At 73.6% G+C, this 12,455-nt stretch carries 13 protein-coding genes; 7 read left to right on the forward strand and 6 right to left on the reverse strand.

The features are described from left to right. Positions 1–142: 142 nt before the first annotated feature. From ACFVGY_RS32600 to ACFVGY_RS32610, 3 genes are all read right to left on the reverse strand, one after another. Complete coding sequence (locus ACFVGY_RS32600; protein WP_385684444.1) at positions 143–937, reverse strand: 3-oxoacyl-ACP reductase; 795 nt, start codon at positions 935–937, stop codon at positions 143–145. Positions 938–940: 3 nt separating this feature from the next. Beyond that, positions 941–2,305 carry an aldehyde dehydrogenase family protein gene (locus ACFVGY_RS32605; RefSeq protein WP_385684447.1) on the reverse strand — a complete coding sequence of 455 codons (1,365 nt, stop codon included), beginning with the start codon at positions 2,303–2,305 and terminating at the stop codon, positions 941–943. Between the two features lie 74 nt (positions 2,306–2,379). Then, positions 2,380–3,744, reverse strand: a complete 1,365-nt coding sequence (locus ACFVGY_RS32610; RefSeq protein ID WP_385684450.1) for a glutamine synthetase family protein — start codon at positions 3,742–3,744, stop codon at positions 2,380–2,382. A 77-nt stretch (positions 3,745–3,821) separates the two neighbouring features. On the opposite strand from ACFVGY_RS32610, the gene ACFVGY_RS32615 reads away from it, so the two are divergent. The 5 genes from ACFVGY_RS32615 to ACFVGY_RS32635 all read left to right on the forward strand — a co-directional run bounded on the left by ACFVGY_RS32615 (position 3,822) and on the right by ACFVGY_RS32635 (position 7,536). Continuing rightward, positions 3,822–4,568 carry a FadR/GntR family transcriptional regulator gene (locus ACFVGY_RS32615; protein WP_385684453.1) on the forward strand — a complete coding sequence of 249 codons (747 nt, stop codon included), beginning with the start codon at positions 3,822–3,824 and terminating at the stop codon, positions 4,566–4,568. A 127-nt stretch (positions 4,569–4,695) separates the two neighbouring features. Continuing rightward, the gene (eat, locus tag ACFVGY_RS32620) at positions 4,696–6,165 is read left to right on the forward strand and encodes an ethanolamine permease (protein ID WP_385684456.1); all 1,470 of its coding nucleotides are present in this window, start codon (positions 4,696–4,698) and stop codon (positions 6,163–6,165) included. A gap of 70 nt (positions 6,166–6,235) precedes the next feature. Next, positions 6,236–6,943, forward strand: a complete 708-nt coding sequence (locus ACFVGY_RS32625; protein WP_385684459.1) for a gamma-glutamyl-gamma-aminobutyrate hydrolase family protein — start codon at positions 6,236–6,238, stop codon at positions 6,941–6,943. A gap of 66 nt (positions 6,944–7,009) precedes the next feature. After that, positions 7,010–7,210 (forward strand): DUF5988 family protein, encoded by a 201-nt coding sequence (locus tag ACFVGY_RS32630; RefSeq protein ID WP_385422438.1) that lies wholly within the window; start codon positions 7,010–7,012, stop codon positions 7,208–7,210. 11 nt (positions 7,211–7,221) lie between these two features. Next, positions 7,222–7,536 carry a DUF1876 domain-containing protein gene (locus ACFVGY_RS32635; protein ID WP_385684463.1) on the forward strand — a complete coding sequence of 105 codons (315 nt, stop codon included), beginning with the start codon at positions 7,222–7,224 and terminating at the stop codon, positions 7,534–7,536. 77 nt (positions 7,537–7,613) lie between these two features. Here the strand turns inward: ACFVGY_RS32635 and ACFVGY_RS32640 are convergent, their stop codons facing one another. Then, positions 7,614–8,537, reverse strand: a complete 924-nt coding sequence (locus ACFVGY_RS32640; protein ID WP_385684466.1) for a LysR family transcriptional regulator — start codon at positions 8,535–8,537, stop codon at positions 7,614–7,616. Positions 8,538–8,607: 70 nt separating this feature from the next. On the opposite strand from ACFVGY_RS32640, the gene ACFVGY_RS32645 reads away from it, so the two are divergent. Then, a complete protein-coding gene (locus ACFVGY_RS32645; protein ID WP_385684469.1) occupies positions 8,608–9,780 on the forward strand; it encodes a TDT family transporter in 1,173 nt (390 codons plus the stop codon). Positions 9,781–9,914: 134 nt separating this feature from the next. Here ACFVGY_RS32645 and ACFVGY_RS32650 read toward each other — a convergent pair whose 3' ends face one another. Continuing rightward, positions 9,915–10,637, reverse strand: coding sequence for a helical backbone metal receptor (locus tag ACFVGY_RS32650; RefSeq protein ID WP_385684472.1), 723 nt, complete (start codon positions 10,635–10,637; stop codon positions 9,915–9,917). A 6-nt stretch (positions 10,638–10,643) separates the two neighbouring features. Beyond that, positions 10,644–11,255 (reverse strand): helix-turn-helix domain-containing protein, encoded by a 612-nt coding sequence (locus ACFVGY_RS32655; protein WP_385684475.1) that lies wholly within the window; start codon positions 11,253–11,255, stop codon positions 10,644–10,646. 251 nt (positions 11,256–11,506) lie between these two features. Between ACFVGY_RS32655 and ACFVGY_RS32660 the strand changes: the two genes are divergently transcribed. Next, on the forward strand, positions 11,507–12,415 hold the full coding sequence (locus tag ACFVGY_RS32660) for a 5'-3' exonuclease H3TH domain-containing protein (protein WP_385684549.1): 909 nt from the start codon (positions 11,507–11,509) through the stop codon (positions 12,413–12,415). Positions 12,416–12,455 lie beyond the last annotated feature (40 nt).

Here is a 12,455-nt window from a genome sequence, read left to right on the forward strand (position 1 = left end):
GGCCTGGGGGGCTCGTTTTGTTTTATACGCCCCCGGGGTTGGGGGGGCCGCGGGGCGTGGGGGCGGGGTGCGGGACCGCGGGGCGTGTGGCGACGCCCGGCTGTCGGGTGGGTGGAGCGAGGGGACGTGTGGTCCGGTGCGGCTACAGGGGGGTGACGTACGCGCCGGAGATGCCGCCGTCGACGAGGAAGTCGGTGGCGTTGATGAAGGAGGAGTCGTCGCTGGCGAGGAAGGCCACGGCGGCGGCGATCTCCGTCGCCTCGGCGAACCGGCCGACGGGGATGTGCACGAGGCGGCGGGCGGCCCGCTCGGGGTCCTTGGCGAACAGTTCCTGCAGCAGCGGGGTGTTCACGGGCCCCGGGCACAGTGCGTTGACGCGGATGCCCTCGCGGGCGAACTGGACGCCGAGTTCGCGTGACATGGCGAGCACGCCGCCCTTGGAGGCGGTGTAGGAGATCTGGGAGGTGGCGGCGCCCATGATCGCCACGAAGGAGGCGGTGTTGATGATGGAGCCGCGGCCCTGGCGCTGCATGTAGGGCAGGGCGGCCTTGCAGCACAGGTAGACGGAGGTGAGGTTGACGTCCTGGACGCGCTTCCAGGCCTCCAGGCCGGTGGTGAGGATGGAGTCGTCGTCCGGGGGCGAGATGCCGGCGTTGTTGAAGGCGATGTCGACGGAGCCGTAGGTGTCGTAGGCGGTCTTGAAGAGGGCTTCGACGTCCTCCGGGCTGGTGACGTCGACCTTGACGAAGGTGCCGCCGACCTCCTCGGCCGCGGCCTTGCCGGCGGTCTCGTCGATGTCGGCGCAGACGACGTTGGCGCCTTCGGAGGCCAGGCGGCGGGCGGTGGCGAGGCCGATGCCGCTGCCGGCCCCGGTGACGACGGCGGTGCGGCCGACCAGGCGGCGGCAGACGATCTCTTCGGTGGGCTGGGCGGTCATGGTTCAGGCCTCCGTGCTGATGAAGACGTTCTTGGTCTCGGTGAATGCGGTGAGGGCGTCGGGTCCGAGCTCGCGGCCGAGTCCGGACTGCTTGTAGCCGCCGAAGGGCGTCCAGTAGCGGACGCTGCTGTGGGAGTTGACGGACAGGTTGCCCGCGGCGACGGCGCGGGACACGCGCAGTGCCCGGCCGACGTCGCGGGTCCAGAGGGAGCCGGAGAGGCCGTACTCGGTCGCGTTGGCCAGGCGTACGGCGTCCTCCTCGTCCTCGAAGGGCAGGACGACGGCGACGGGCCCGAAGACCTCCTCGGCGGCCACGGGCGCGGTGGGGGCGACGTCCGTGACGAGGGTCGGGGGGTACCAGAAGCCGGGGCCGTCGGGGGCGGTGCCGCGGACGGCGGTGAGGTCGTCGGTGACGTAGGAGCGGACGCGGTCCAGCTGGGCTCGCGAGATCAGCGGGCCCATCTGGGTCTTCTCGTCGCCGGGGTCGCCGACGACGACCCCTTCGATGCCGGGTGCGAGCAGGTCGAGGAAGCGGTCGTACACGGTCCGTTGGACGAGGATCCGGGTGCGGGCGCAGCAGTCCTGGCCGGTGTTGTCGAGGAAGGACATGGGGGCGGACGCGGCGGCCGCTTCCAGGTCCGCGTCGGCGAAGACGATGTTGGGGCTCTTGCCGCCGAGTTCGAGGGTGACGCGCTTCACCCGGTCGGCGCACTTGGCCATGATCTGCTTGCCGACCCGGGTGGAGCCGGTGAAGACGATCTTCGCGACTCCGGGGTGTTCGACGAGCGCGTCGCCGGCGGTGTCCCCGCGGCCGGGGAGCACCTGGAAGAGGTGCTCGGGGATCCCGGCTTCGAGGGCGAGTTCGGCGAGGCGCAGCGCGGTGAGGGGGGTGGTCTCGGCGGGCTTGAGGATGACGGCGTTGCCCGCGGCGAGCGCCGGGGCCAGGCCCCAGGCGGCGATCGGCATGGGGAAGTTCCACGGGGCGATGACGCCGATGACGCCGAGGGGTTCGAGGAAGGTGACGTCGATGCCGCCGGGGACGGGGATCTGCCGGCCGGAGAGCCGCTCGACGCCGCCGGCGGCGAAGTCGAGCAGGTCGCGTACGTTGCCGGCCTCCCAGCGGGCGTTGCCGATGGTGTGGCCGGCTTCCTGGACCTCCAGGCGGGCCAGCTCCTCGACGTGCCCGTCGACGACCGCGGCGAAGCGGCGCAGCAGCCGGGCCCGGTCGGCGGGGGCGGCGGCCGCCCAGGCCCGCTGGGCCGCGGCGGCGCGGGCGACGGCGGCGTCGACATCGTCCCGTGTGGCGGCCGGGACGATGGCGACGGTTTCCTCGGTGGCCGGATTCAGTACTTCCAGCGCGTCGGACACGTGGGCCTCTCAGACGTTCGGATCAGGGCGCGGTGCCCTGCACGGGTGGGCAGGGCGGGGCAGGGCGTGGCGGGCTAGAGGCGTTCGAAGGAGCGGCGGCGTTCCCAGTCGGTGACGGCGGAGTCGTAGGCGTCGAGTTCGACGCGGGCCATGTTCAGGTAGTGGGCGACGACGTCGGGGCCGAAGGCGGCCTTGGCGATCTCGCTGTTCTCCCAGAGCTCCGCGGCCTCGCGCAGGGTGGCGGGGACGTGGGCGTAGTCGCCGGTGTAGGCGTTGCCGGGGCAGGCCTCGGGCAGTTCGAGGCCGTTCTCGATGCCGTGGAGGCCGGCCGCGACCAGGCCCGCGACGGCCAGGTAGGGGTTGACGTCGCCGCCGGGGAGCCGGTTCTCGAAGCGCATGGAGCGCCCGTGGCCGACCACGCGGAGGGCGCAGGTCCGGTTGTCCATGCCCCAGGCGACGGCCGTCGGGGCGAAGGATCCCGGCCGGAACCGCTTGTACGAATTGATGTTCGGGGCGTAGAGAAGGGAGAAGTCGCGCAGCGCGGCGAGCTGGCCGGCCAGGAAGTGCCTCATGACGGGTGACATTCCGCCGGGTCCGTCGCCGGCCATCGCGTTGCGCCCGTCGGTGTCGGTGAGCGAGAGGTGGATGTGACAGGAGTTGCCTTCGCGCTCGTCGAACTTGGCCATGAAGGTGAGCGAGACCCCCTCCTGGGCGGCGATCTCCTTGGCCCCGGTCTTGTAGACGGAGTGCTGGTCGCAGGTGGTCAGGGCCTCGTCGTAGCGGAAGGCGATCTCGTGCTGGCCGAGGTTGCACTCGCCCTTCGCGGACTCCACGATCAGGCCGGCGCCCTGCATCTCGTTGCGGATCCGGCGCAGCAGGGGCTCGATGCGGCCGGTGCCGAGGACGGAGTAGTCGATGTTGTACTGGTTGGCGGGGGTCAGCCCGCGGTAGCCGGAGTCCCACGCCTGCTCGTAGGTGTCCTTGAAGACCATGAACTCCAGCTCGGTGCCGACCATGGCCGTGTAGCCGTGCTCGGCGAGGCGCTCCAGCTGGCGGCGCAGGATCTGCCGGGGGGCGGCCGTGACGGGCGCGTCGTCGTTCCAGGCGAGGTCGGCGAGGAGCAGGGCGCTGCCGGGGTGCCAGGGGATCCGGCGCAGGGTGGCGAGGTCGGGATGCATGGCGAAGTCGCCGTAGCCCCGTTCCCAGGAGGACATCTCGTAGCCGTCGACGGTGTTCATGTCGGTGTCCACGGCGAGGAGGTAGTTGCAGCCCTCGGTGCCGTGCTCCATGACCTCGTCGAGGAAGAACTGTGCGGCGAACCGCTTGCCCTGGAGCCGCCCCTGCATGTCGGGGAAGGCCAGGACGACTGTGTCGATCTCGCCGGCGGCAACGAGGGCGCGGAGCTCCTCGGGCGCGAGCGGCGGCATGCGGTCTACCACGGGGATCTCTCCTTCGGTGAGCCGAGGAGGCCTAAGGTATTGAAGAGAACCATTGATTGGGAAGGGGCGGAGCGAAGATGACCGACACGACGGGCGAAGGCGACGCGATGGCGCGACTGAATCCCGTGCTCCGGCAGGTGCGGGCGGGCAACGGTTTCGAAGAGGCGCTCCAGCAGATCCTCCAGGTCGTCCGGCTGGGCCTGGTGCCGGGCGGGGAACGCCTGCCGCCCGAGCGGGAGCTGGCGGAGGCGATGGGCATCAGCCGGGTCACCCTGCGCGAGGTGCTCAAGGTGCTGCAGGAGCAGGGCCTCGTGGAGGCGCGCCGCGGGCGGTACGGCGGAACGTTCGTGCTGCCCCGTCCCGACACCCCGGCCGGCGGCACCGAGGACGAGCTGCGCCGGCGCGTGGCGGGCGTCGACCTGGAGGACGTCCTGCGGTTCCGCGAGGTCCTGGAGGTGGGCGCCGCCGGGCTGTGCGCCTCCCAGGGACTGTCCGGGGAGGACTCCGAGCGGCTGCTCGGCGCGCTGGCCGCCACCCATGACGCGCCCCTGACCGACTACCGCCGCCAGGACACCCTCTTCCACCTCACCCTGTGCGAGCTCGCCGGATCGGCCACGCTCACCGCCCAGTACGCCGCCGTCCGCGCCACCGTCAACGACCTGCTGGACTGCATCCCGCTGCTGGTGCGCAACCTGGAGCACTCCCAGGCGCAGCACACCGCGCTCGTGGACGCGGTGCTGGAGCGCAACGCCGACGCGGCCCGGGAGGTCATGCGCGAGCACTGCTGCGGCACGGCGGCGCTGCTGCGCGGATTCCTGGCCTGAGCGGGCGCCCCACCCGCCACCCCGAGAGGATTTCGTAACCCTCGTTTTACGCAGGGGTCTTGCGCACTCCGCTCGACTGACGCAAAGGTACGCGACACAACCATTGTCCCGGGCAGGAGCGACGCACATGGCCGACGACACCGGGGCACGGCTGACAGCCGTGCCCGAATCCACCAGATCCCCCGAGGGCGGCGACGACTACCTCCAGCGGCGCACCTTGCGCCGCGGCAGCGCCGGCTGGCTGCTGCTGACCGGCCTCGGCGTCGCCTACGTCGTCTCCGGCGACTTCTCCGGCTGGAACGTCGGGCTCGCCCAGGGCGGCTTCGGCGGACTCGCCCTGGCCACCGTCCTGATGGGCGCGATGTACGCCTGCCTCGTCTTCTCCCTCGCGGAGCTGTCCGCGATCCTGCCCACGGCGGGCGGCGGCTACGGCTTCGCCCGACGGGCGCTCGGCCCCTGGGGCGGCTTCCTCACCGGCACCGCGATCCTCATCGAGTACATCCTGGCGCCGGCCGCGATCGCCATCTTCATCGGCGACTACGTCGAGTCCCTGAACCTCTTCGGCCTCACCTCCGGTTGGCCCGTCTACCTGGCCTGCTTCGCCGTCTTCATCGGCATCCACCTGTGGGGGGTCGGCGAGGCCCTGCGCTTCTCCCTCGTCGTCACCGCCGTCGCCGTCGTCGCGCTGGTCGTCTTCGCCGTCGGCGCGTTCACCGAGTTCGACCCGGCGCGCCTCGACGACATCGCCGTCGACACCACCGCCCTCGGCGCGAACTCCTGGCTGCCGATGGGCCTGCTGGGCATCTGGGCGGCGTTCCCCTTCGGCATGTGGTTCTTCCTCGGCGTCGAGGGCGTACCGCTGGCGGCCGAAGAGGCCAAGGACCCGGTCCGCTCGATGCCGCGGGCGCTGTCGACCTCCATGGCCATCCTGGTGCTGCTGGCCCTCGTCACCTTCCTCGCCTCGACCGGCGCGCGCGGCGCCGACGCCATCAAGGACGCCGGCAACCCGCTCGTCGTCGCCCTGGAGGGCAACCCGGACCTGGGCTGGCTGAAGACCTTCGTCAACTACGCGGGCCTCGCCGGTCTCGTGGCCTCCTTCTTCTCCCTGATCTACGCCGGCTCGCGCCAGCTGTTCGCCCTGTCCCGCGCCGGCTACCTGCCGCGCTTCCTGTCCCTGACCTCGCGCCGCAAGGCCCCGTACCTGGGCCTGCTCATCCCCGGCGCGATCGGGTTCGCCCTCGCCGCGGCCACCGGGAACGGACCGCGCATGCTCAACATCGCGGTGTTCGGCGCGACCATCTCCTACGCGCTGATGGCCCTGTCGCACATCGTGCTGCGCCGCCGCGAACCGGGTCTGGAGCGCCCGTACCGCACGCCCGGCGGCATCGCGACCTCCTCGGCGGCCTTCCTCCTCGCCCTGTCCGCCCTGGTCGCCACCTTCCTGGTGGACAAGGACGCGGCGTTCATCGCCCTGGGTGTGTACGCCGTCGCCCTCGGCTACTTCGCGTTCTACAGTCGGCACCACCTGGTGGCCTCGGCTCCGGAGGAGGAGTTCGCGGCGCTGGCCCAGGCCGAGGCGGAGCTGACCCGGGACTGACCGGCCCGCCGACCCCGCCCACCCCGACCCTTCGTCCCCCTCCCCCGAACTGCCCCTGGAGGTGGCACTCGTGCCCAGGCCGCTCATCGGCATCACCACCTACGTGGAGGAATCCACCCGCTTCCGGGTGTGGGACGTCCCGACGTCCCTCGTGCCCTCCGGGTACTACGAACTCGTCCAGGCGGCGGGCGGCGCGGCCGTGCTGCTCCCGCCGGACGAACCCGGAACCGCGGCGGAGGTGCTGAGCCGGGTGGACGGCCTGGTCGTCGCCGGCGGCCCCGACCTGGACCCGGTCCGCTACGGGGCGGCGCGCGACCCGCGCACGGGCCCGCCGGCCACGCAGCGGGACGAGTGGGAACTCGCCCTCGTCGAGGCCGCGTTGGCGGCGGGCCGGCCGCTGCTCGGCATCTGCCGGGGCATGCAGGCGCTGAACGTGGCGCTGGGCGGCACGCTGGTCCAGCACATCGACGGCCACGTGGAGGCCTCGGGCGTCATGTCCTGGCACCCGGTGCGCCCGGTCGCCGGCACCCGGTACGCCCAGCTGGTCCCGGAGGAGGCGGAGGTGCCGACGTACCACCACCAGGCGGTGGACCGGCTGGGCCGCGGCCTGATCGCCTCCGCCCACGCGGTGGACGGCACGGTCGAGGCGATCGAGCTGCCCGACCCCGACCGCTGGGTCGTGGGCGTGCAGTGGCACCCGGAGCGGGACAAGGACACCCGCGTCCTGGAGGCCCTGGTCGCCGCGGCGGCCGCGTACACCCCGGCCACCGTCCGCTGACCGGAGTCCCGGCCCGCCGGACGGCGCCGACGTGCGGGGCGTCCGGCGGGTCGGAAGACTGGAGACATGACGAACAAGGCTGTCCTGGAGGGCGGACCGGCCGACCTGCCCGAGCGGGTCGTCGAGGCTCCGGCCCCCGGCGAGGACGTGAAGATCCAGCACCGCGGAGGGTACGAGCACTTCCGGGCCACGGCGCGGCAGCAGGACGGCCCGCAGGGCCGGCTGCCCGTATTCGAATGGTGGGAACGCACCGAGATCGCCGAATGACGAGGCACGCCATGACACACACCGCGGAATGGAAGGTCGGTGTCTCGCTGACGGAGGAGGGCGGCACCACCCGCGCCCGGGCCGTCCTCGACACCGGGACCACCCAGCTCGTCGGCCGCGGCTCGGCCCGCTGCAACCCCGAGGACGTGGAGGTGCCGGCCATCGGCGACGAGCTCGCCGCGAGCCGGGCCATGCGGGACCTCGCAGGCCAGCTGATGCGTGCCGCCGACCGGGACCTGGCTGCGATGGGCGCCCTCCCCGAGCCGCCCCGCACCTCCTACGGCTGGCCCCAGGACGCCGAAGACCCCACCCGCCGCGGCCGCTGACCGAACGGCCCCGCCCCAGGGGCGCGGGGAACTGCGCGAAAACCACCACGGACCCGCGCCCGGGGGACCGGCGGGGCCTACGTCCTGACGCGGGTCAGCGACAGCAGGTCCCTGGCGGGACCGGCCGGCCTGGCCCCCGCCGGCCACACGGCCCGCAGGGCCCGCCCCAGCGCCGCCCCGGACACGGGCACCTCCACCAGCCGCCGCGCGGCCAGCTCGTCCCCCACCGCCAGCTCCGACAGCACGCACGGCCCCGCCCCGCTCACCGCCGCCGCCTTGACCGCCGTCGTCGACGCGAGCTCCAGCAGCGGCGCCGCCAGCCCCCCGCACCCGGCGAGCGCCCCGTCCAGCACCTGCCGGGTCCCCGAGCCCCGCTCCCGCAGGATCAGCGGGGTCGAAGCCAGCTCGGCCGCGGTGACCGCGCCCGCCCGGCGCGCCCACGGGTGCCCGGGGGCCACGGCCACGACCAGCCGGTCCTGCGCGATCACCGCCGAGTCCAGCCCGTCCGCAACGGTCAGCCCCTCCACGAAGCCCAGGTCCGCCTCGTGCGCGAGCACCCGCTGCGCCACCACCGCCGAGTTCCCGGCGTGCAGCGACACCGCCGTGCCGGGCCGCTGGCCGCGCAGGGCGATCAACCAGCCCGGCAGCAGGTACTCGGCGATCGTCATGCTGGCGGCGACCCGCAGCCGGGAGTCCCGCTGCCCGCGCAGCGCCTGCGCACCCGCGTCGAAGGCCTCGGCGGCCTCGATCACCCGCCGCGCCCAGTCCGTGACGAGCGCCCCCTGCGCGGTGAGCGTGGAACCCCGCGGCGAGCGGTCGACCAGCGCGACGCCGAGGCGGGTCTCCATGGCCCGGATGCGGCTGCTGGCCGCGGGCTGGGTGATGCCCATCCGCTTGGCCGCCCCGCTCAGGCTGCCGACCCGGGCGACTTCGAGCAGCAGTTCCAGCGCGCCCAGATCCGGCACCCGGTGCACCAGCGGAATCCACTCCTCATTACCCATAAAGTCAGTTTATGGCCTCATAGGGAGACGGCCCCTGCCGCCCGGGACGCCCCGGCAGCACGCTGGGCCCATGGCCACCACCCTCGTGCTACCCCACGAAGACCCCTCCCGGAGCGCCCGGACGGCCCACAAGGCCGGCACGCCGCTCCCGCCCCGCACCCCCGCCCGCTTCCCCGCCCTGCGCGACCTCGGCCCCAACTGGTACGCGTCCGTCATGGGCACGGCCATCGTCGCCAACGCCGGCGCCACGCTGCCGTACCAGGTGCCCGGCCAGCGCACGGCCTGCCAGATCGTCTGGGTGCTGGCCGCCGTCGCCCTCGCCGTGCTCCTCACCGCCCGGGCCGGCCACTGGCTGTACCACCGGGACCGGGCCCGCGCCCATCTCCTCGACCCCGCCGTGGCCCCCTTCTACGGCTGCCTCTCCATGGCCCTGCTGGCCGTCGGCGCCGGCACCCTCGTCGTCGGCAAGGACCTGATCGGCGAGCCGGCCGCGGTCGTCGCGAACGCGGCGCTGTTCACCGCCGGCACCGCGGTGGGCCTGCTCATGGCCGTGGTGGTGCCCTACCTGATGGTGGTCCGGCACGAGATCGACGCCGCCCAGGCCGGCCCCGTCTGGCTGCTGCCGCTGGTCTCCCCCATGGTCTCCGCGGCCACGGGCCCCCTGCTGGTCCCCCACCTGCCGGCCGGCCAGGCCCGCGAGGCCCTGCTGCTCGGCTGCTACGCGATGTTCGGGCTCAGCCTGCTGGCGACGCTGCTGTTGCTCCCGCTGGTCTTCGGCCGACTGCTCACCGGCGGCGTCCTGCCGCTGCTGCTGACCCCGACCCTGTTCCTGGTCCTGGGCCCGCTCGGGCAGTCCACCACCGCCGTCAACCAGCTGGCCGACGTGGCCCCGCTCGCGGTCGGCGCCCCGTATGCCGGCGCGCTGGGGGCGTTCGCCGTCGTCTACGGGGTCCCGGTGATGGGTTTCGCGCTGCTGTGGCTGGCGCTGGCCGCCGCCCTGCTGGTCCGGGCGGCGCGGGCCGGGATGGGCTTCGCGATGACCTGGTGGGCGCTGACCTTCCCGGTCGGCACCTGTGTCACCGGCGCCGCCGGCCTGGCCCGGCACACCGGGCTGACGGCGTTCGCCTGGCTGGCCGCCGCCCTGTACGCGGCCCTGCTCGTCGCCTGGCTGCTCGCCGCCGGGCATACCCTGCGCGGCCTGGCCACCGGGCGGCTCCTGCCCCGCCGGCCGGCGGCCGGCTGAGCGGCCGTGGCGGGGTCCGCAGCGGTTCCGCAGCGGTTCGGCAGCCCTCCGAAGGGGCGCGGGGAACGGCGCGACCGGCCAACAGCGGGCCCGCAGCCGACGGCCGGCCCCTCCCGGCGCTTCCCGCGGAGCGCTCAGCGGGCCGCGGCCAGCGCCGCCGCCAGCACCTGCGGGGCCTCGGCGAGGGAGGGCCCGTACCAGGTCAGGTGGCGACCGCTGACCAGGGCGGCCGGACGGCCGGGGAACGCCTCCGGGCCGTCCTCGCGCGTGAAGGCGTACGGCTCGTCCGGCAGCACCACCAGGTCGCAGTCGGCCGCGGCCAGCTCGGCCACCGGCACCTTCGGGTAGCGCTCGGCGTGCCCGGCGTACACGTTGTGCACGCCGAGCCGCGCCAGCAGGTCACCGGCGAAGGTGTCCCGTCCCAGCACCATCCAGGGCCGGCGCCACACCGGGACGACGGCCCGCCGCCCCTCCCCCGGCTCCACCCGGGCCCAAGCGGCCTCGGCCTCGTCCAGCCACCGCGGCCGGGACAGCCCCAGGGCGTGCACGAGCAGCCGGTCCAGCTCGGCGAAGGCCTGCGGCAGCCCGCGGACCTCGGTGACGAGCACCTCCAGGCCGGCCGCGCGCAGCTCCGCCAGGTCGGGGGACCGGTTCTCCTCCTCGTTGGCGACGACCAGGTCGGGGCGGAGCCCCGCGATGGCCGCCACGTCGGGGTTCTTGGTGCCCCCGACGCGCACGGCGCCCTGCCGGCCGAGGCCGGCGGGGTGGGTGCACCAGTCGGTGACGCCGACGAGCAGGCCCGGGGCGGTGACGGCCACCGCCTCGGTCAGCGAGGGCACCAGGGAGACGACCCGCACGGCCGCTCAGCGCCCCGGCTCGGGCGGCTCGAACGTCGCGTGGATGTGTTCGCCGACCGCGACGACCAGGATCCGGGTCTCCTCGGTGACGGCCCGCCAACGGTGGCGCACCCCGCCGGACAGGAACAGGGCGTCACCGCTCTCCAGCCGGTACGCCCGCCCCTCGGCCTCCACCTGGCAGGCGCCCGAGACGACGTACATCAGCTCGTCGTTGCGGTGCTGGTACTCGCGGCCGGCGTCCTGATCACCGGTGAACTCCAGTGCGTGCAGCTGGTGGTGCCCGCGGACGAGGGGGCGCACGCCCGGGACCGGGCCCAGCCCGGAATCGTCCCCGGCCCGTACGAGGTCGACGGTGCGCGCGGTGTCGGACGCGGCCAGCAGCTCGACGGCGGTGGTCTCGAGCGCGTCGGCGACCCGCTCCAGGGAGCGCATGCTGGGCCGGGCCCGCTCGTTCTCTATCTGGCTGAGGAAGGGAACCGAGAGGCCGCTGCGCGCCGACACGGCGGCGAGGGTCAGGTGGAGCGCCCGGCGCCGCTTGCGCACGGCCACGCCCACCCGGAGCGGTTCCTTGGCGTCCTTGTCCCGATCCTTGTCGTCCGAGCCGTCCCTGTCGTCCATGGCGGGGCTGCCCTCCCCTTGTCAGGTTCTGTCGGCGTAGTAGGCGTCCGTCGCACGGGGGTGTGCTGTAAGCACCTTACGCAGCAACCGCCCCCGGTTTCGCGCCCGGCGGCGGACCGGGCTACGCCGCGGGTGAAACTCCTGTGCCATGTCCGATCACTTCTACGGCCACTTTGCGTCCTCCTGGCCGTAACCCATCGGGTGGGGCCGGGTGCGGCATCATCGTCGTCGTGACGACGACTCGACGGCTGATGCTGCTGGACACCGCCTCCCTCTATTTCCGCGCGTACTTCGGCGTACCGGACTCCGTGAAGGCCCCGGACGGCACCCCGGTCAACGCCGTGCGCGGACTGCTCGACTTCATCGCCCGCCTGGTGCAGGACCACCGCCCGGACGACCTCGTCGCGTGCATGGACGCCGACTGGCGGCCGCACTGGCGGGTGGAGCTGATCCCCTCGTACAAGGCGCACCGGGTCGCGGAGGAGACCCCGGCGGGGCTGCCGGACCTGGAGGAGACCCCGGACACCCTGGCGCCGCAGGTGCCGATCATCGAGGCGGCGCTGGACGCGTTCGGGATCGCCCGGGTGGGGGTGGCCGGGTACGAGGCGGACGACGTGATCGGCACGCTGACGGCGCGGGCCGCCGGCCCCGTGGACATCGTCACCGGCGACCGGGACCTGTACCAGCTGGTCGACGACGCCCGGCAGCGGCGCGTGCTGTACCCCTTGAAGGGGGTCGGGACGCTCCAGGTCACCGACGAGGCCTGGCTGCGCGCGAAGTACGGCGTCGACGGCCCCGGCTACGCGGACCTGGCCCTGCTGCGCGGAGACCCGAGCGACGGCCTCCCCGGGGTTGCGGGGATCGGCGAGAAGACGGCGGCGAAGCTGCTGGACGCGTACGGAAATCTGGCCGGAATCATCGCCGCGGTCGACGACCCGAAGTCGAAGCTGACACCCGTTCAGCGCAAGCGGCTGGACGAGTCCCGGCCGTACCTGGCCGTCGCCCCCAAGGTGGTCCGGGTGGCCAGCGACGTGCCGCTGCCCGCCTTCGACCCGGCGCTGCCGACGGCTCCGGCGCAGCCGGAACTCGTCGATGCACTGGCCCACCGCTGGGGTCTGGGCGGTGCGGTGGCGCGCCTGCGCGGCGCACTGCTTCCCTGAGGTGCTAACTTAGGTAATCCTAAGTTTCAGGGGAGTCAGG

The sequence above is a fragment of the Streptomyces sp. NPDC127106 genome (assembly GCF_042677605.1).
Classification (GTDB): Bacteria; Actinomycetota; Actinomycetes; order Streptomycetales; family Streptomycetaceae; genus Streptomyces.

Bases quoted from the DNA above. Each gene is read 5' to 3' on its own strand.
- ACFVGY_RS32600 (WP_385684444.1), bottom strand. From the start codon at position 937: ATGACCGCCCAGCCCACCGAAGAGATCGTCTGCCGCCGCCTGGTCGGC.
- ACFVGY_RS32615 (WP_385684453.1), top strand. From the start codon at position 3,822: ATGACCGACACGACGGGCGAAGGCGACGCGATGGCGCGACTGAATCCC.
- eat (WP_385684456.1), top strand. From the start codon at position 4,696: ATGGCCGACGACACCGGGGCACGGCTGACAGCCGTGCCCGAATCCACC.
- ACFVGY_RS32630 (WP_385422438.1), top strand. From the start codon at position 7,010: ATGACGAACAAGGCTGTCCTGGAGGGCGGACCGGCCGACCTGCCCGAG.
- ACFVGY_RS32635 (WP_385684463.1), top strand. From the start codon at position 7,222: ATGACACACACCGCGGAATGGAAGGTCGGTGTCTCGCTGACGGAGGAG.
- ACFVGY_RS32640 (WP_385684466.1), bottom strand. From the start codon at position 8,537: ATGGGTAATGAGGAGTGGATTCCGCTGGTGCACCGGGTGCCGGATCTG.
- ACFVGY_RS32645 (WP_385684469.1), top strand. From the start codon at position 8,608: ATGGCCACCACCCTCGTGCTACCCCACGAAGACCCCTCCCGGAGCGCC.
- ACFVGY_RS32655 (WP_385684475.1), bottom strand. From the start codon at position 11,255: ATGGACGACAGGGACGGCTCGGACGACAAGGATCGGGACAAGGACGCC.
- ACFVGY_RS32660 (WP_385684549.1), top strand. From the start codon at position 11,507: ATGCTGCTGGACACCGCCTCCCTCTATTTCCGCGCGTACTTCGGCGTA.